Below are 17,023 nucleotides of genomic sequence, written 5' to 3'. Positions count from 1 at the left end.
GATAAGTGAAGCAAATTTTACACAAACGGGCTCGACTGTAGAGAGTTTCGTGTGGCGGGGCAGGGAGAAGTGTGGCGGAAGATTGATTTTTGTCGCGTGGACCGGTTAACGGGAGGCATGGCGCCCCCTGCGGGATGGGGGCAGACCCGGCGGGTCTGCCCCCAAACTGCCTACTTTTTCTGCTCTTTCTTGACATCGGCTTGCACCACCACCGGTTCGGCCTTGGCCAGCTGGACCGGTAAACCCTTCAGGTGGTTCAGCGCCTGGTGCAATTGAAAATCGTCCTTGCTGCCAAATTCCAGCGGCTTGCGGGTCTTTTCCAGGGCGATGATGCGCAATTGCTCTTCCATCTCGTCGTTGACGGGGGCGGCTTTAGCGCTTTCTTGGTCGCGGTCGTTGCTCAGGTGCTTGGTCAGGTCCGCTTCGCGGATGCGCAAGCCGTTCAAGCCGTCGCCGTCCGCATTTTCATCGACCAGCAGATCGGGCACGATGCCCTTGGCCTGGATCGAGCGGCCGTTCGGCGTGTAGTAGCGGGCCGTTGTCAGCTTGACTGCCGTGTCAGCCGTCAGCTGGCGGATGGTTTGCACGGAACCCTTGCCGAAGGTTTGCGTGCCGATGATGGTGGCGCGCTTGTAATCTTGCAGGGCGCCAGCGACGATTTCCGAGGCCGAGGCCGAACCCGTGTTGACCAGCACCACCAGCGGCACTTTCTTGATAGCGGCCGGCAACTTCGCCAGCGCATCGCCTTCCGAGCGGAAGGTATAGTATTCGGCGCGGCCGTAGAACACCTGCTTCGAGTCCGGCAGCTGGCCGTTGGTCGAGACGATGGCCGCGTCCTTCGGCAGGAAGGCGGCCGAGACGCCGATGGCACCCTGCAGCACGCCGCCCGGATCGTTGCGCAGGTCCAGCACCATGCCCTTGATGTGCGGGTCTTGCTGGTACAGGGCCGTGATCTGCGCGGCCATGTCGTCGACGGTCGGTTCCTGGAATTGCGACACGCGCAGCCAGGCATAGCCCGGCTCGACCATCTTCGCCTTCACGCTCTTTTGATGGATTTCCTCGCGCGTGATGGTGAAGGCCAGCGGCTGCGGTTCATCCTTGCGGGCAATGGTCAGCGACACCTTGGTGCCCGGTTCGCCGCGCATGCGCTTGACGCTGTCGTCCAGGCTGACGCCTTTCACGGGCTGGCCATCGAGGCGGGTAATCAGATCGCCGGCCTTGATGCCGGCGCGGTAGGCGGGTGAATCCTCGATGGGCGAGACGATCTTGATGTAGCCGTCTTCGCTCATGCCAATTTCAATGCCCAGGCCGACGAACTTGCCTTCGGAACCTTCGCGCAGTTCGGCGTAGGCTTTCTTGTCGAGGTAGGCGGAATGGGGGTCGAGCGAGGCGACCATGCCGGAAATGGCGTCTTCCAGCAGTTTCTTGTCTTCCACTGGCTCGACGTAATCGGACTTGATCAGGCCAAACACATCGGCCAGCTGGCGCAGCTCTTCCAGCGGCAGGGGCGGCTCGACGGTCTTTTGCGCCATGGCGGAAAATTGCAGCGACACGGCGACGCCGGCCACCACGCCCAGGCCGATCAAGCCGGTATTTTTGAGTTTGCCCATCATTGCACCTTTGCAGCTAGCGTGTCTTGCATAAGCGCCAGTCCCCGTGGAGCGGCGCTTTCCTGAAAGTATAGACCTGAATCTCTGCCGGTGTGGGCCGGCCGTGGAAAAAGCGTGCCTGGCCTCAGTCTACGCGCGAAAACGGGGCTGTCAGCTTGCCATATGTTGCGGTTTTGTATGCAATGTATAGTTACTCTTGAGGGGAGTAAGCATTTGTAAGAGTCGAAAAAAAGCGTGTGCGGCGGCCCTATAGTGGACTCGCATTCTCGACCCGATGTGGTTTTGCCTGCGTCTGCGGACGCAGGCTTTTTTTTATCCGGAGCCCCCCATGACATCGCTGACCTTTTTCCCCGCCTTGCGTCGCCTCAGCCTGGCTTTCCTGCTGGGCACTACCGCCTTGACCGCCTCGGCCGTACCGATCGCCGAGATGCGCCTGGAAGACTTGCTGCCGATGGCCCCCGATTTCAGGACGGAATTGAAACTCAATGCGAATCAAACCACCTTGTGGCAGCAGGTGGAAGGAAAAACCCGTCAACTCTTGCGCGAACGCAAGGCGCGCCGCGAACGCCTGCAAGCGGCTGTGACGCAGGGCTTGCTGGCGCCCCGGCTGGAGTTGCGCGACCTGCTCGCCGGCCTGGACACGGAAAGCACGCAGAGCCTGGCTGAAGAAAAGCAGGTGCGCGAGTGGTGGCTCAGCGTCAACGATGCCCTGGACGAGCAGCAGCGCCAGGCAGTGGCCCAGTTCATCGCCGGCCAGATGGCGCGCGTGATGGATGCCGCCGTACCCCACAGTGAATCGCGCGGCGCGCCCGCTGGCGAACACGGCGGGCGCAAGGGGGGCAAGGGCGGCATGGGCGGCGTGAGCATGGGCAGCGGCGGCGCCGGCATGACGCTACCCAACAACTGAGGGGCAATCCCGGGGCAAAGGATGGCCAAATGGCATGGTCGCGTGCTACATTCCTGCAGCACCTGGCGCGGCGGGCTATCCGCCCGCAGCTATCTGCCCGGTCTTTTTTGACATGCCCCATAAGGACAATCCGTGAATCGCTATCTCTTGAGCAGTCTGACCCTGACCCTGTTGGCTGCGTTTGCCCATGCCGCCGAACCAGCCTCCGCCGCATCCGCCGTGACGGCACCGACCGTGGCACCCGGTGCCGCGCCTGCCGCCACCGGCGTCGTTTCCGGCATCGATGTGCAGTACATCGACCCTGCCGTGCGCGTGCAGGACGACTTTTTCACCCATTTGAATGGCAAGTGGCTGGCCACGGCCGAGATTCCTGCCGACAAGTCGAGCTGGGGTTCGTTCGCCAAGCTGCGCGATGACACCACGCCACAGTTGCGCGGCATCATCGAAGCTGCGCAACAGGACAAGCACAAGAAGGCCGGTTCCGAAGCACAGAAAATCGGCGACCTGTACGCCAGCTACATGGATGAAGCCAAACTCGATGCGCTGGGCACGAAGCCGCTGGCCGGCGAATTGAACCGCATTCGCTCGCTGCGCGACAAGAAGGGCGTGCCCGCCCTGATCGCCCACCTGAGCCAGGCGCGCGTGTCGACCCCGTACGCCGTGTATGTGGGCCAGGATGCCCGCGCCTCCACCAAATACGCCGTGTATGTGAGCCAAAGCGGCCTGGGCATGCCTGACCGCGATTACTATCTGGAAGCCAAGCAAGCTGGCGTGAAAGAAAAATACCAGGCGCACGTGGAAAAAATGCTGGCCATGGCCGGCGACAAGAATGCCGCCGCGCGCGCCAAGGCTGTCGTTGCGCTGGAAACGGCTTTGGCCGAAGTGCAATGGACCAAGGTCGAGAACCGCGACCCCGTGAAACGCTACAACAAGACCGACATCAACAAGCTGAACGAGCTGACCCCCGGCTACGACCTGAAGTCCAGCCTGGCTGCCTTGGGCATCGCCAACAAGGTCGATTACGTCATCGTCAACCAGCCGAGCTACCTGGCCGGCTACAACAAGGTGCTGGCCGCAACCGACCTGGACACCCTGAAAGCCTACTTCGAATGGCAGTTGCTGAACAGCTATGCCAGCTATCTGTCGAAAAACTTCGTTGACGAGAACTTTGCCTTCTATGGCACGGTACTCAGTGGCGTGACGGAAAACCAGCCGCGCTGGAAGCGTGGCGTGGGCGCCGTCGAAGGCATGCTGGGCGAAGCCGTCGGTAAACTATATGTCGCGCAATATTTCCCGGCTGAGCGCAAGGCGCACATGCAGGAACTGGTGAAAAACGTGCTGGCCGCCTACAAGGACAGCATCGACACCTTGGACTGGATGAGCCCGGAGACCAAGAAAGAAGCGCAAGCCAAGCTGGCCAAGTTCACGCCGAAGATCGCGTATCCGAACAAATGGCGCGATTACACGAAGCTGCAAATCGTCCAGGGCGACCTGGTGGGCAACATAATGCGCGCGGCGAATTTCGCTTCGGCGCGCCAGGTGGCCAAGCTGGGCAAACCGATCGACCGCGAAGAGTGGGGCATGACGCCGCAGACGGTGAACGCCTATTACAGCTCGACGATGAATGAAATCGTCTTCCCCGCGTCCATTCTGCAGCCGCCGTTCTTCGACGCCAACGCGGACGACGCCGTCAACTATGGCGCCATCGGCGCTGTCATCGGCCATGAAATCAGCCACGGTTTCGACGACAAGGGCAGCCAGTCCGATGGCGACGGCAATCTGCGCGACTGGTGGACCCCGGCCGACCGCAAGAACTTCGCCGCCAAGGCCGATGCGCTGACCAAGCAGTACGACGGCTATAGCCCATTGCCGGGCTACAACGTCAACGGCGCGCTGACCCTGGGCGAGAACATCGCCGATAACTCGGGCGTGGCGATTGCCTATAAAGCCTACAAGATTTCGCTGGGCGGCAAACCGGCGCCCGTGCTCGATGGCTTGACGGGCGACCAGCGCTTCTACATGGGCTTTGGCCAGGTCTGGCGCAGCAAGATGCGCGAAGCGCAGCAGATCGTGCAAATCAAGACCGATCCGCATTCGCCGGGCCAGTACCGCGCGAATGGCACCATGGTCAACCAGCCAGGTTTTTATGAAGCGTTTGGCGTGAAACCGGGCGACAAGATGTATGTCGCGCCGGAAAACCGCGTCATTATCTGGTAAGCGTAGCAAGCTTAATTCTGTAGTAATAAAGAGACCACCGCGCGTGGTCTTTTTTGCATTTCTGCCAAAGTTCTTTCTCCGCTTCCGGCCGGTATGCTACAGTCAAAAACCGGGCCAGAAGCCCTGGGCCTTCTGACCCTTATATTCCACACAATATAATATAGAGGACAACCGTGAATCGTTATTTGTTAAGTGCATTGACCCTGAGTTTGCTGGCCGGCGTGTCCGGCATGGCTGGCGCCGCTGATACGGCCAAGAAAGCCGCTCCCGCCACGGCCATCGCCGCCGCCGCGCTGACGTCCGGCATCGCCGTCGAATACGTCGACCCTGCCGTGCGCGCGCAGGACGACCTGTTCCAGCACCTGAATGGCAAATGGCTGGCGGAAACCGTGATTCCTGCCGACAAGTCGAGCTGGGGCAGCTTTGCCAAGCTGGCCGACGATACGCAAACGCAGCTGCGTGGCATCGTCGAAGGCGCCAGCGCCGACAAGGCCCGCGCCGCCGGCTCGAATGCCCAGAAGATCGGTGATTTTTATAACAGCTTCATGGATGAAGCCAAGCTGGAAAGCCTGGGCCTGACACCCTTGAACGCGGAGCTGGCGAAGATCGCCGCACTGCAGGACAAGGCCGAATTGCCGGCCGTGATCGCGCACTTCAGCAAGCTGGGCGTGACCTCGCCTTACGACTTCGCGATCCACCAGGACGCCAAGGATTCCACCAAATACGTGGCCGACATCGTGCAAAGCGGCCTGGGCTTGCCTGACCGCGATTACTACCTGGAAGCGGGCAAGGCCGATACGCGCGCCAAATACCTGGCCCACGTGGAAAAAATGCTCAGCTTGTCCGGCGACGCGAATGCTGCCGCGAATGCGAAAGCCATCCTCGCGCTGGAAACGGAGCTGGCCAAGGCGCAATGGAGCAATGTGCAGAACCGCGATCCCGTCAAGACCTACAACAAGGTCGAGCTGGCGAAACTGGCCGCCATGGCGCCAGGCTACGACTGGGCCCGCTACCTGAAGGACACGGGCATCGCCGGCAAGGTCAATTATGTGATCGTCAGCCAGCCCAGCTACCTGAAGGGCTTTGCCGAGATCGCCAACAAGACGCCGCTGGACACATGGAAAGCGTACTTCCAGTGGCACTTGCTGCATGCCAATGCCGGCTACCTGCCGAAAGCGTATGTCGATGAAAACTTCGCGTTTTATGGCACCACCCTGACGGGCGTGACGGAAATGCGTCCGCGCTGGAAGCGTGGCGTGGGCGCCGTCGAAGGCGCGCTGGGCGAAGCCGTGGGCCAGCTGTACGTGGAGCAATATTTCCCGGCCGAGCGCAAGGTGCGCATGGAAGCGCTGGTGAAAAACCTGATGACGGCCTACCAGCAAAGCATCGACAAGCTCGACTGGATGAGCCCTGTCACCAAGAAACAGGCGCAGATCAAGCTGGCCAAGTTCACCACCAAGATCGGCTACCCGAACAAATGGCGCGATTACTCGGGCCTGACGGTGGCGCCGGACGACCTGGTTGGCAACATCCAGCGTTCGCACTTGCTTAACTACAACCGCGAATTGAACAAGCTGGGCCAGCCTATCGACCGCGACGAGTGGGGCATGACGCCGCAGACCGTGAATGCCTATTACAACCCAGAGCTGAACGAAATCGTCTTCCCGGCCGCCATCCTGCAAGCGCCGTTCTTCGACGCCAACGCGGACGACGCCGTCAACTATGGCGCCATCGGCGGCGTGATCGGCCATGAAATCAGCCACGGCTTCGACGACCAGGGCGCCCAGTACGACGGCGATGGCAACCTGCGCGACTGGTGGACCAAGGCCGACCATAAAAACTTCGCCAAGAAAACCAAGCAACTGGTGGCGCAGTACAACAGCTTCAGCCCGGTCCCTGGCCATTTCGTCAACGGCGAACTGACTCTGGGCGAGAACATCGCCGACAATTCCGGCGTGGCGATTGCCTATAAAGCGTATAAATTGTCGCTCAATGGCAAGCAAGCCCCCGTCATCGACGGTTTCACGGGCGAGCAGCGCTTCTACGCGGGCTTTGCCCAGGTCTGGCGCATGAAGATGCGCGAAGCGCAGCAACTGGTCTTGCTGAAAACGGACCCGCACTCGCCAGGCCAGTTCCGCGCCAACGGCACCATGCGCAACCAGCCTGGCTTCTACCAGGCCTTCGACGTGAAACCGGGCGACAAGATGTATCTGCCACCGAAAGACCGCGTCATCATGTGGTAAGACCGCTGTTCAAGGCCTGAGTTGCCAGCCGCCCCGCGCAAGCCGGGCGGTTTTTTTTGCGCCCGACATGGGCGTGCTATTGCGGAAGAAAGCTGAGCAAAATGAGGGAAGTGTTGCGTGCCTCGCCGGTGATTTTCCTTGCTCGTTGACAACGAAGATTGAAGCGCCTATATCTGGATGAAAACAAGAATAAACCTGTATAACGCCCCGTGTGTCATCAAAAAGGAAACATTGTGAGAGACATATTTCGTACCAGCCAAGCCCGTTTTATCACCCTGTTCAGTCTTGTTTTTGTGGTGCTGCTGGTCATGACCTTAGCCGTCATCCATTTTTTCGTTACGCCGGATTTGAAACGCACCGAGGGCATGGTGGTCGGTTTTGACGTCAGCAAAATTTCCACCAGGATTACCGAGCAGCTGCGACAGGTGGAGGCGCAGCAGCGCAGCATCACCCAGACGGTGGCGCTGATGGACAGCGCGGCGATCGACGTCCTGTTGCCGGGACTGGTCGACCAGTATTCCGACCCGAATGTGTTTGGCGGCGGCATCTGGCCACTGCCGAAAAAGCGCGATCCCGAGCGCGACAAGTTCAGCACCTTTTTCGCCCGCGACGCCTCCAACAAACTGGTCGTCAACACCCACTGGAACTCGCCGGAGTCGTTGAAGTACTTCGAGCAGAGCTGGTATCTGGGCGGGCTCAAGTCGGCCAAGGGGCATTGCGACTGGGCCAAGGCCTACAAGGACGACGCCAGTGCGCAGCCGCGCACCAACTGCGCCATGCCGATCTACAAGGATAACGAGTTGTACGGCGTTTCCACCATCGACGTCACGCTGGGCTTTTTCAACCGCCTGGTAGCCGACATGGAGAAAGCGATCCACGGCCAGATCCTGATCGTCGAGCGCGACGGCAAGATCATCAGCAACAGTACGTATATCAAGGACGAGATCGTACTTAAGAAAGTCGAGGATCTGGCGTCCAGTTCGCCGATGGCGGCGGAAATCGGCCGCCTGCTGCCCAAGCTGGACGCGCAGGGCGTGGCGGAATCAGAATATCGCAGCGACGGCACGCCCCACACGCTGTTCCTGAAGGCGATACCGGGCAGTCCATGGGTGCTGGCGACCGGTTTGCCGACCAGCCAGCTGACCGAGCAAAGCGACCGCATCTTGAGCAAGCTGGGCATGGTGCAGATCCCCATCGCCTTGCTGCTGCTGGCCATGTTCATCGGCAGCATCCGCCTGTTCATGGGACGCCTGGGCGTACTCAAGAGCAATATCGACGCGCTGTCGGCCGGCGACGCCGACCTGACGCGGCGCCTGCCGGGCGGCGGCGGCAGCGAGTTCAACGATGTGGCCGGCAGCTTCAACGCCTTCATCGAGCGGCTGCAGCGGATGATGCGCGAAATCGGCACCAGCACGGCGTCGATCGCGCTGGCCTCGCGTGAAATCGCCAGCGGCAACCAGGATCTGTCGGCCCGCACCGAAAGCCAGGCCAGCGCGCTCGAGCAGACCGCCGCGTCGATGGAGGAGTTGACCGGCACGGTCAGGCAGAACGTCAGCAGCGGTCAGGAGGCCAACCGGCTGGCGCTGGACGCCTCGAAGGTGGCGGCGCGGGGCGGGGCGGTGGTGACGCAGGTGGTCGAGACGATGGGCGCGATCGAACACTCGTCGAAGAAAATCGCCGACATCATCAGCGTCATCGACGGGATCGCGTTCCAGACCAACATCCTGGCGTTGAACGCGGCCGTCGAGGCGGCCCGGGCCGGCGAGCAGGGCCGCGGCTTTGCCGTGGTGGCATCCGAGGTACGCAACCTGGCGCACCGCTCGGCCACGGCGGCCAAGGAAATCGGCGCGCTGATCGTTGAATCGGTGCACAACGTCAACGCCGGTACCAAGCTGGTCGACCAGGCGGGCGCCACCATGCAGGACATCGTCGCCGGCACTGACAAGGTTGCCAACATCATCGGCGAGATCCTGCTGGCCAGCCAGGAGCAGGAAACGGGCATCGGCCAGGTGAACCAGGCCATCGTCCAGCTCGACGACACCACCCAGCAAAATGCCGCGCTGGTGGAGCAGGCGGCAGCGGCAGCCCATTCGATGCAGGAGCAGACGGCCAAGCTCGAACAGATCATCGGCGCATTCAAGCTGTAGCGCGCCGCGCACGGACATGAAAAAGCCGCCCGGTTCAGTTGAACCGGGCGGCTTTTTTACATCCGCAGCAACCCTGTGGCCGCTTTAACGCGCCGCCTGAGCGGCATCGCGCTTATTTCTTGGCTTCTTGCGCTGGTGCGCCAGCGCCGTCAGCGGCCGCGGCCGGTGCTGGCACTTCCGGTTCCTTGAACTTGCCGCCCGAAGCGTTGGCCATGTAGACCACGGCGCGCGCCACTTCCACATCGTCGAGGTCGGGATTGCCGCCCTTGGCCGGCATCGCGCGCAAGCCTTCGATCGCGTGCTTCAGGACCGTATCGTAGCCCTGGGCCAGGCGGGCCGACCAGCTGCCCGCGTCGCCAAACTTCGGTGCACCGGCCACGCCGGCGCCATGGCACGCCACGCAGGTGGCCGTGTAGACGGCTTCGCCGCCTTGCAGCACCTTCGGACCGCTGGCATCCTTGAAGGTAAAGCCGGCGTTGGCCACGGGGCTCAGGCGCTCGGCAATGGCTTCCGGCGCCTGGCTGTCCGTCCCTGCGCCCGTCAGTTTTTGCGCCGTGACGAACTGCACCAGCAGGATGATGCCGATGACGGTGACGAGGAAGAAGCCCGCTACGGCGGCAAGCAATTGTTTAGGCGTTTTGATCGCTGATTGTTGTTCGTTATGTGCGTCGCTCATGATGTCCTTAGTCCAGATTTGAAACTGATGGCCGTGTAAGGTAGCATTTTTACATGCTTGTATGTAAACCTTTATGAAACCCACAATTATAGGCACAAAAATTGAGCAGTGACATGCAATTGCCAGTGATACGACAGTTTCCGTAGACGTAGGTAAAGAAAAACGGTATCCTTCGCATCACTTCAGAAATTCCCCCTACGCGGCTGTAGCTCAGTGGATAGAGTATTGGCCTCCGAAGCCAAGGGTCGTGGGTTCGATCCCCGCCAGCCGCACCAAGACAAATCAAGGCTCTTCGCCAGATTTCAGTAGTATTCCTATTCAAAAATCGTATTATTTCGAGAATCTGGCCCAGTGTCCATGCGTTTCCGATGGGAAAATCGCGGGCAAATTTTTTGCTATCGCACCTAGGATAAGATGACCGTCTCTCGTACCGCCTGCAGGTGCCAAAGGCATGAACATGGCGCTATACGACGTTGATATTTTCGCAACTGCACTGGGCAAGGCAGTCCATGAACACGAAGAGGCGGACCTAAACAATTATTCCGATACCGTTCTGCCTCACGTCTGGCGCTACGAGGAGTTCAGTGCCTGGATGACGGACACGATGCGTGACGCTGGCAACGCCAGCCAGCACGGCAATTTGCGCCAGATGACGGCGCGCGCCCGTCTCGACGCTTTGTTCGACTCACCCACTGTGGCACGTTTGCACGGCGAATATCAGCGGGGTATAGTTTGAAGGTGCCATAGCGCAAAATACAGAGGGGTAAAGTTTTTCAAGCGTGCGGTACTTGCTGGGTGAACCTTGACCGACCGCTTTGTCGAAGCGGCCAGCCATGCGCACCGCCGCAAGCGCCAACCACTGGCCAGCTAAGGGCCTAGGTAGACGCAAAATTGACACTTTTCAATTCTGATGGAGTTGAAAAGACAAGGCTGAAGCAATGCCGCATAGCGAACCGTGAGTAGTAACGGGGCATTTAACTACGGTCAACTACACATAGATTCTAAAATTCATTCGTATTTAGAATGTTCGCTATGGTCGCGGATTGTAAACGGCAGTGTTGTCGACGGTAGCAAGACGGAACGCGATGCTGCGAACGGAGCTTCATGGTTGTGCTTGGTGGTCTCCCGGTGGTGGCGTGATAGCGGTCTCCGCTTGTGCTAGCAAATAGTCGAGCATACGGATTGTGGCGTGTTCGATTGGCTGTGAGGTGTCTGCTGCCAACGAACTACCTTGCACCATTGCAGGCGAAGTCAGAAAGCGGTCAGCGACAATAATGGTTGGCACAGCCCTGATAGCATAGCGGTGGCGCAGCGCTAACACGTGATCGATCTGTTGCTGCACAGCCGGAGCGTGATAAGCGGCTAGGAAAGCGGCCCGTTCGATGCCCAACTGGACCATGTAATCCGTAATCTCGCTTTCGCTATCGAGTGGCCGTTTTTGCTGGTGGATCGCGGCAAAAATACTGCGATGCAGCTGTGCCGGATTTGGCAGAGTCTGCACAGCGTAATACAGACGTTGCAGTGGCACGTCACGTGCACTGAACGCTATCGGAACCCGTTGAAAATGAATTGCCGGCCGCTTTTGCAACCAGGCGTTCAAAGGCTCATCGAAAGCATAGCAATGGCCGCATGAATACATGAAAAATTCGACGATCTCAACGGAACTGCGGGACGGCGTGGAATGCCCAGGGTTTGCGTTTAATAATGTATAGCCTGCTTGATTGTCAGGCCGGTCGGTGGGCGCGCAGGCGACCAGCAACAAGCTGATGATGGCAAGTGCCCGGTATTGGTATAACGATATTGACATGATGTTATAGGTCTTGGATTATTCAAAAGATCGCATGGGCGATCACTAGCATGAGCACCCACAGACCGTTGCTCAGCACTTCCCACAGTGAAGTCACCATTTTCGAGGCCGAAGCGTGGTCCTGCTTGTTTAAGGCCATTGCCCGCTTTCGGCTGATACGGTTGGCCGAGCCGCATGCGCCGGCCAAGGCGATGGCTGTTAATACCCCCAGCTTCGGATCGGTGGTGCCGAGCCATAGCGATGCAGGCAGGCTCAGTAACAGCGCCGGTATCAAAGCCGCCCAGCGTTTGGCAGCGCTGAACGTGGCTGGCGCTGCCGGTGAGGATGCCAGCAAGTCCCACGCCTGTTCGCCGGAGACAATCAGGCGAGTCAGCATGCCGGCCAATGCCGCAGTGGCATACACAATGATGGCGGCAATGACGACGGGATGCAGACTGTGGGTGCCGGCAGCCACAAAGGCCACCACCAGCCAAGCTGACTTGGCGGCTAGTTGGCTTAATAACATGGGCTGGCGCAAAATAAGCAGCCACTCCTTGTACAACGCCAGCTTGCTCATGCCATAGCCAAAGCGCAGGCCTATGCCGAACGCAAAGCCTGGTCTGCGGCGCGGCAGCTCGCTTCCCAGCTGCAGTGCATGCAGGAAGCTGTGCTGGAGGCGCACGGTGGCAAGATGGGCCAGTCCGAACGCGGCAAGACAAAACAGCATCAGCGCGACTGGGCTGCCCTGCAGCGCGTGCACTGGCAGCCAGAGCGGGCTTGTCGGTCCAAGCATGGCGCCGTCCTCCAGCAACTGGCATAACGCAGTCTTGATATCGGTAGGGATGATATGCCGTAATGCGGGCATGAAATACAGTCCCACGACGACGACAGTGCCGGGCACCTGCGCAACAATGGCGGTACGGCGTGGGCCGATCAAGCGGGCAAGCTGGAGAGTGATGATCATCCCACAGCTGGCTGCGATAGTGGCCATCGCAACCAGCGCCGGATACAGTGCCAATAACCGCGGCCGGCCAGTCAACAGGCCGATATGGATGATCGGGCTCACCAAGAACAGTACCAGCAGCAGCGTACCCAGCACCACGCCGCCCAGGCGCGCGCGCAGGATGGTGGCACCAGACACGGGAGCGCACAGCAGGAGATCCAGGTCATGGCGGCCGTACATCACATGTACGCAGCGTATCATCGCGGCCGATAGCATCAGGATGAACAGCACCGCAGCGGCTGCACCGTCGAGATGAAGTTGTCCGATACTCCCCGTTGGCTGCCAGTAAGGCAGGGTTGGTAGCGCGCTCCATGCGACCATGTGCAGTACCAGATAGATCATTGCAAACCACCCCAGAATGGCCCTTGGCAGCGCGCGCCGGTTAGGGGCACGTTGCAGGGTGCGGCTGAGGGCCGAAGCCGAGTCGGCGACAAACAGGCTTAGCTCGTGTCGCATCAGCCAGGGTGCGCCTCCCGGCCGGAGCGACAGTACATCAGACAGTGGTCGCATGACTGCTTTCCGTCAGGCGCAGGAACACATCTTCCAGCGAGCCGTCGCGCTGCTGTGTCTGCATCCGCAATTGATCAAGACTGCCCTCGCCGATAAGACGTCCATGTTGAAGAATGCCAATGCGATCGGCCATGCGCTCGGCCACTTCGAGAATGTGCGTGGTCATGACGACAGTGCCGCCGTCCGCCGTATGGCGGTGTAGCAGATCTTTGACCTGGCGCGCAGCATGGGCATCGAGTCCAGTGAGCGGTTCGTCCAGAATAATGAGTTCGGGCTGGTGAATCAGGGCGCCAGCCAGCGCCAATTTCTGTTTCATGCCGCGGGAATAGCTTTCGGTCAGCTCCTGCGCGTGAGGCGCAAGTCCGAGCAGAGCCAGTAGCACCTCCGCACTAGCCGCAGCCAGGGCGGCGGGCATCTTCCACAGACCAGCCACAAAGACCAGATACTCCAGCGCAGTGAGCCTGCCATACAGCAGAGGTTCATCTGGCAAGTAGGCCACAGGGCGTTTCGCCACCTCTGGCTGGGTATGCAAATCGACTCCAAAGATGTGCACACTGCCGGCATCGGGCATTAACAGCCCCGTGGCCATGCGCAGGGTGGTGGTCTTGCCTGCACCGTTAGCGCCCAGCAAAGCGTAGATTTCGCCGCGCCGCACGCGCAGGTCCAGCGCATCCACGACGGGCCGCTCAAATCTTTTGCTGAGCCCGCGCAGTTCTAGGGCATGGTTGTTCAAGACGGACATGTTTGTCTCCAGGAAAAGATGTTCTTATTCAAAGCGCAGCGCCTCGATTGGGTCCAGGTTGGCGGCCTTTGCGGCCGGCAGAATGCCGAACAGCAAACCCACCAAGGTAGAAAATCCCAGCGCAAGGGTCATCGCCCACCACGGGATGGATGGCGCTGACAGGGCGGGGATCAGCGCGCTCGCCAGCAGTGACAGCAGGTAGCCAGCCACCACGCCGATGGCACCGCCCAGCAGCGACAGCATGGCCGCTTCCATCAGAAACTGCATGAGGATATGATGGCGCCGTGCTCCCAGTGCCTTGCAGATACCAATTTCACGCGTCCGCTCAGTGACGGAAATCAACATGACGTTCATGATGCCGATGCCGCCAACCAGTAGTGAAATACCAACAATTCCTGTCAGCACCAACGTCATTGATCCCACTACGCGGGACATGATTTCCTGCAGTTGCACGGCGGTGAAAATCTCGAAATCATCTTTGTCGCCGGGCTGAATCCGATGCAACTGACGCAGCAAACTGGCCGTGCGCTCCTGTACCGCCGCCAACTGCTCACTGTCGATGACATTGAAAGTCACCGCCAGATCGATTTGCGCTGGATCGGCCGCCAACGACTGTCCGGTCGAGAATGGAATCAGCGCCTGATCATCCTGGGCGCCGCCAAATGCCTCCGCGTGGGGTTCGGTGACGCCGACCACCTTGAACCACTGCCCCCCCAGCTCGATAAATTGCCCGATCGGATTGTTCGGCAGATGCAGCTTGTCCCGCAGCTTCTTGCCGATAACGCAGACACGCCGGTGGGTGGCGACGTCATCATTGCTGATATAGCGGCCATATTGTGGTGTGGCCTGGCTCAGAAGCTGATAGTTGGGCGTGACGGCGCTGACTCTGGCAAAAACCGTGGTCGAAGCGTGCTTGATCGCGGTACCGTAGTCACCGAAGGGCGAAAAGGATGGCGCGATGTCGCTGATGTCCTCCACGTGGCGCACAATATGGCGGTAATCGTTGAAGGTGAGGCGATTAAACCTGCCCTGCAGCGCTTGTTCAGGCGTGGTCAGCGAACGTATGCTCATGCTATTGCTGCCGAGCCCCTTGAAATTGCTGGCGATAATGTCACCCAGCGCCTGGCTTAGGGCAACGATGGCGATAACCGAGGCGACGCCGATAATAATTCCCAGCATGGTCAGGACACTGCGGAATCCATGGCTGCGAATGCTGGCCAGCGCCAGGCAAAAACTGTCGAGCACGTTATGCACCAACGTCCTCCATTGGCGTGAGGGCATCGGCGATACGGCCATCCAGCAGCCGCACATGGCGGCGGCAGCGCGCTGCGATGTTGTGGTCGTGGGTGACGACGATCAGCGTGTGTCCTTCGGTGTGGAGTTCGTCAAACAGGGCCATGATCTCCGCCGTGGTGACGCTGTCCAGATTACCGGTGGGTTCGTCAGCCAGCAGCAGCGAAGGCGCACTGCACAGTGCGCGTGCAATCGCCACCCGCTGGCGCTGTCCGCCGGATAACTGGTTAGGCAGGTGCTGCATGCGGTGCTCCAATCGGACTTTGGCAAGCGCCGTGCGTGCCATCCTCTCGCGTTCGCTTCGCCGCACACCTTGATAGATAAGCGGCTGCATAACGTTCTGTAGTGCAGTGGCCCGTGTCAGCAGATTGAAGTTCTGGAAAATAAAGCCAATCTCGCGGCTACGCAGCGCCGCCAACTGCTCATCGTTCATGGCGGCCACATCTGCACCGCGGAACAGATAACGTCCCGTCGTTGGACGGTCCAGGCAACCGAGGATGTTCATCAGCGTCGACTTGCCGGAGCCTGAGGTCCCTGTCAACGCCAGGTAGTCGTTGGTTTCCACCGTCAAATTGATCTTGTCCAGCGCGGTAATCGGCTCATCCCCCATAAGGAAGCTGCGTTCCACGTCGTGCAATGCCAGTAGCACGCTCATGATGCCTCCATGGAGGCCGCCACACGGTCTCCACTCTTGAGTTGGCGCAGCACTTTGTACGGCCCGGTGATGATGGCGTCCCCAAGCTTGAGGCCGCTTATGATTTCCTGCCGTTCATCGTCGGCAATCCCCAGTTTCACCAGCTTGCGCGTGACGACACCGTCGCGCGCGACCAGTACATATTGACCGGAGCTGGCTTCACGCTGGCGCGATGCGACGGTGCGGCGTTCGCCCAGTGCGGCTTCGGCGCTATCGCTCTTGTCACCAGCCGGGCTGAGGATGGCCTGCAGCGGAGCGCTGAGCGCGGCGCCGGCGCTGGCAGTGTAGATTTCTGCGCGGCAGCTCATGCCTGCATGCAAGAGCACGCCTGCGGCGTCAGCCAGCGAGAGCTTGATCAGGTAGCTGCGCGCCAAGGTGCCGTTACCTGCGACGCCATCGTTGCGTTGCGGGGAAAGCGCGATGGATTGTACCGCTCCGTGCAATACCCGGTCTGGATGTGCGGCCGTAAAAATGGCGACTTGCTGCCCGGCCCGAATGCGAGCGATATCAGCTTCGTCGACACTGATTTCCGCCATCAGAGTGCTGGTGTTGGCGATGGTCAGCAAGCTGGAACCGCGGTATCCGACCTGATTGGGCACTGCCGTCTCGCCGGTTTTGATGTCGATTGCCGTGACCGTGCCATTCAGCGGTGCTGTTACGACAGTCTTGGCGGCGCGGTCGACCGCCTGCTTGAGCACTGCTTTCGTCTGCTGCAGTGCCTCCGTGCTGTTGCGTAGCTGGATCCTGGCCTGGTCGAGCGCATACTGCGCATCTTCCAATGCCGACGGGGCGATCATCTGGTGACTGTACAGGGTTTGTTTGCGCTGGAACTGGCTTTCTTGATTGTTCAAGGCGAGCCGTTGGTTGTCAATATTGATCTGTTGCTGGCGAACCACCGACTGCTGCTGCACAACCTCGGCGCGTGACTGCGCATCATCGATGCGCAGTAGCGCTTGCCCTGCTGTGACGCGCTCGCCTTCCTGGACCAGGATGGCAGTGACGCGGCCGATCACTTCGGACGACAGTTGTACCTGCTGCTGGTACATCAGCGTGCCGGAAGCCAGTACCGAAGCACGGATCTGGCGTGGTGCGGCGGACTCCAGCGTGACCAACTGGGTCTGTGCCGGACGCAGCACCCGAGTCAGAAAGGGCGCGGCAAATAGGGCAAGCAGCACGGCCGTCATCATCACGCCGC

Annotated in this window: 12 protein-coding genes, 1 tRNA gene and 1 pseudogene; 6 read left to right on the top strand and 8 right to left on the bottom strand. The window is 60.0% G+C overall.

Annotation, left to right across the window (positions count from 1 at the left end):
• Positions 1-170: 170 nt before the first annotated feature.
• Positions 171-1,613: a S41 family peptidase gene (locus K0F86_RS08735; protein ID WP_219134039.1), complete on the bottom strand. Its 1,443-nt coding sequence runs from the start codon at positions 1,611-1,613 to the stop codon at positions 171-173.
• Positions 1,614-1,938: 325 nt separating this feature from the next.
• Here K0F86_RS08735 and K0F86_RS08730 point away from each other — a divergent pair, with 325 nt between their 5' ends.
• From K0F86_RS08730 to K0F86_RS08715, 4 genes are all read left to right on the top strand, one after another.
• Positions 1,939-2,517 carry a hypothetical protein gene (locus tag K0F86_RS08730; protein ID WP_219134038.1) on the top strand — a complete coding sequence of 193 codons (579 nt, stop codon included), beginning with the start codon at positions 1,939-1,941 and terminating at the stop codon, positions 2,515-2,517.
• Between the two features lie 132 nt (positions 2,518-2,649).
• Positions 2,650-4,734 carry a M13 family metallopeptidase gene (locus K0F86_RS08725; RefSeq protein WP_219134037.1) on the top strand — a complete coding sequence of 695 codons (2,085 nt, stop codon included), beginning with the start codon at positions 2,650-2,652 and terminating at the stop codon, positions 4,732-4,734.
• A 173-nt stretch (positions 4,735-4,907) separates the two neighbouring features.
• Positions 4,908-6,977 (top strand): M13 family metallopeptidase, encoded by a 2,070-nt coding sequence (locus K0F86_RS08720; RefSeq protein ID WP_306823191.1) that lies wholly within the window; start codon positions 4,908-4,910, stop codon positions 6,975-6,977.
• 242 nt (positions 6,978-7,219) lie between these two features.
• Entirely contained in the window at positions 7,220-9,124 is a 1,905-nt protein-coding gene (locus K0F86_RS08715; RefSeq protein WP_219134228.1) for a methyl-accepting chemotaxis protein, read from the top strand.
• Positions 9,125-9,236: 112 nt separating this feature from the next.
• Here the strand turns inward: K0F86_RS08715 and K0F86_RS08710 are convergent, their stop codons facing one another.
• On the bottom strand, positions 9,237-9,800 hold the full coding sequence (locus K0F86_RS08710; protein ID WP_219134036.1) for a cytochrome c5 family protein: 564 nt from the start codon (positions 9,798-9,800) through the stop codon (positions 9,237-9,239).
• A 199-nt stretch (positions 9,801-9,999) separates the two neighbouring features.
• On the opposite strand from K0F86_RS08710, the gene K0F86_RS08705 reads away from it, so the two are divergent.
• Positions 10,000-10,075, top strand: a tRNA-Arg gene (locus K0F86_RS08705).
• Positions 10,076-10,239: 164 nt separating this feature from the next.
• Positions 10,240-10,536: pseudogene (locus K0F86_RS08700) on the top strand (hypothetical protein); the annotation flags it as partial.
• A 366-nt stretch (positions 10,537-10,902) separates the two neighbouring features.
• Here K0F86_RS08700 and K0F86_RS08695 read toward each other — a convergent pair.
• From K0F86_RS08695 to K0F86_RS08670, 6 genes are read right to left on the bottom strand one after another with little or no spacing between them, the layout of a single operon-like run.
• Positions 10,903-11,607 carry a thiol:disulfide interchange protein DsbA/DsbL gene (locus K0F86_RS08695; protein ID WP_219134034.1) on the bottom strand — a complete coding sequence of 235 codons (705 nt, stop codon included), beginning with the start codon at positions 11,605-11,607 and terminating at the stop codon, positions 10,903-10,905.
• Between the two features lie 22 nt (positions 11,608-11,629).
• Positions 11,630-13,099 carry a hypothetical protein gene (locus K0F86_RS08690; protein ID WP_219134033.1) on the bottom strand — a complete coding sequence of 490 codons (1,470 nt, stop codon included), beginning with the start codon at positions 13,097-13,099 and terminating at the stop codon, positions 11,630-11,632.
• The gene (locus K0F86_RS08685) at positions 13,083-13,841 is read right to left on the bottom strand and encodes an ABC transporter ATP-binding protein (RefSeq protein ID WP_257572056.1); all 759 of its coding nucleotides are present in this window, start codon (positions 13,839-13,841) and stop codon (positions 13,083-13,085) included. Before K0F86_RS08685 ends, K0F86_RS08690 begins: the two co-directional genes overlap by 17 nt.
• 24 nt (positions 13,842-13,865) lie before the next feature.
• On the bottom strand, positions 13,866-15,095 hold the full coding sequence (locus K0F86_RS08680) for an ABC transporter permease (RefSeq protein ID WP_219134032.1): 1,230 nt from the start codon (positions 15,093-15,095) through the stop codon (positions 13,866-13,868).
• The gene (locus K0F86_RS08675; RefSeq protein WP_219134031.1) at positions 15,088-15,789 is read right to left on the bottom strand and encodes an ABC transporter ATP-binding protein; all 702 of its coding nucleotides are present in this window, start codon (positions 15,787-15,789) and stop codon (positions 15,088-15,090) included. The genes K0F86_RS08680 and K0F86_RS08675 overlap by 8 nt, the downstream gene beginning before the upstream one ends.
• Complete coding sequence (locus K0F86_RS08670; RefSeq protein ID WP_257572070.1) at positions 15,786-17,015, bottom strand: efflux RND transporter periplasmic adaptor subunit; 1,230 nt, start codon at positions 17,013-17,015, stop codon at positions 15,786-15,788. Before K0F86_RS08670 ends, K0F86_RS08675 begins: the two co-directional genes overlap by 4 nt.
• Positions 17,016-17,023: the final 8 nt, after the last annotated feature.

Origin of the sequence: Janthinobacterium sp. UMAB-60, from assembly GCF_900095235.1 — a bacterium.
Classification (GTDB): domain Bacteria; phylum Pseudomonadota; class Gammaproteobacteria; order Burkholderiales; family Burkholderiaceae_D; genus Janthinobacterium.
This window is presented reverse-complemented; position numbering and strand designations above follow the sequence as displayed.

What these genes read in the sequence shown, in the direction of transcription:
- K0F86_RS08735 (WP_219134039.1), bottom strand. Translation starts at nt 1,613, where the DNA reads ATGATGGGCAAACTCAAAAATACCGGCTTGATCGGCCTGGGCGTGGTG.
- K0F86_RS08730 (WP_219134038.1), top strand. Translation starts at nt 1,939, where the DNA reads ATGACATCGCTGACCTTTTTCCCCGCCTTGCGTCGCCTCAGCCTGGCT.
- K0F86_RS08710 (WP_219134036.1), bottom strand. Translation starts at nt 9,800, where the DNA reads ATGAGCGACGCACATAACGAACAACAATCAGCGATCAAAACGCCTAAA.
- K0F86_RS08695 (WP_219134034.1), bottom strand. Translation starts at nt 11,607, where the DNA reads ATGTCAATATCGTTATACCAATACCGGGCACTTGCCATCATCAGCTTG.
- K0F86_RS08690 (WP_219134033.1), bottom strand. Translation starts at nt 13,099, where the DNA reads ATGCGACCACTGTCTGATGTACTGTCGCTCCGGCCGGGAGGCGCACCC.
- K0F86_RS08685 (WP_257572056.1), bottom strand. Translation starts at nt 13,841, where the DNA reads ATGTCCGTCTTGAACAACCATGCCCTAGAACTGCGCGGGCTCAGCAAA.
- K0F86_RS08675 (WP_219134031.1), bottom strand. Translation starts at nt 15,789, where the DNA reads ATGAGCGTGCTACTGGCATTGCACGACGTGGAACGCAGCTTCCTTATG.
- K0F86_RS08670 (WP_257572070.1), bottom strand. Translation starts at nt 17,015, where the DNA reads ATGATGACGGCCGTGCTGCTTGCCCTATTTGCCGCGCCCTTTCTGACT.